Annotated in this window: 1 protein-coding gene and 1 pseudogene; both read right to left on the reverse strand. The window is 43.2% G+C overall.

Going from position 1 to position 1147, the window contains the following annotated elements:
- Positions 1-807, reverse strand: an 807-nt coding sequence (gene argB, locus A3738_RS01485; protein WP_068763303.1) for an acetylglutamate kinase, incomplete at its 3' end; no start/stop codon positions are given.
- Between the two features lie 16 nt (positions 808-823).
- A pseudogene (locus tag A3738_RS01490) lies at positions 824-1147 on the reverse strand (phosphomannomutase/phosphoglucomutase); the annotation flags it as partial.

The following is a 1147-nucleotide window of genomic DNA, read 5'->3' on the forward strand; positions in this document are numbered from 1 at the left end:
ACTTTTAACACCGTTTCTCACAGCACTTAAAGCACAAGCGATTTTCGGCAGCATACCGCCGTAAATCGTGCCGTCCGCTATCAATTCATCCACTTGCTGTGTATTTAGCCCTGTCAGAATCTCACCTTGTTTATCTTGTAAACCAGAGATATTGGTAAGCAGAATCAGCTTCTCTGCATTCAGTTCTTCCGCAACCTTACCAGCAACAAGATCCGCGTTAATATTGTAAGAAACGCCATTCTCGCCTACGCCAATTGGTGCAATTACAGGAATAAAGTCGCCTTGAACAAGCATATCAATTGCTTCAGGGTTGATTCGACTAACTTCCCCAACATGGCCAATATCGATAATTTCGGACTTCTGAATTTCTGGCGAAGCACTCTTCACCTCAAGCTTACGAGCTCGAATAAAATCTGCATCCTTACCCGTCAAACCAATTGCTTTACCGCCATTGCGATTGATCAATGCTACAATTTCTTTATTAACCAAGCCACCTAATACCATTTCCACGACGTCCATGGTTTGAGCATCTGTCACACGCATACCATCAACGAAGCGACTTTCTATATTCAAACGACTTAACAAATCACCTATTTGTGGACCACCGCCGTGAACAACAATCGGATTAATACCAACCAATTTCATCAACACAACATCACGAGCAAAGCTGTTTTTTAGCTCTTCGTTTTCCATTGCGTTACCACCGTATTTAATAACGATAGTTTTACCCGCGAAACGTTGGATATAAGGCAGAGCCTTATTCAATACAGAAGCGACTTGAATCGCACTGTCTTTATCTAAACTCATTTATTCGAACTCTTAACTAAAACGGGATATTTAAACTGCTATCAACAGCTAATAATTGCTCTTTAAAGCGCGCCTGAATGCGTGCGATTGCCGACTCGTTGTCTGCCTCAAAACGGAGAACCAAAACCGGCGTTGTATTCGATGCGCGACATAGCCCCCACCCATCTGCAAAATCAACACGTAATCCGTCGATGGTAGAGACACTCCCATCTTCAAATGCTGCAGCACGCCCACAAAGCTTTTCTATCAATTCAAACTTTGTTTCGTCCGTCACGGTGATATTAATTTCTGGTGTACTGGTATCTTCTGGGAATTCCGCAAACACTTCATCCGCCGAACG

It is taken from the genome of Oleiphilus sp. HI0066 (assembly GCF_001635725.1).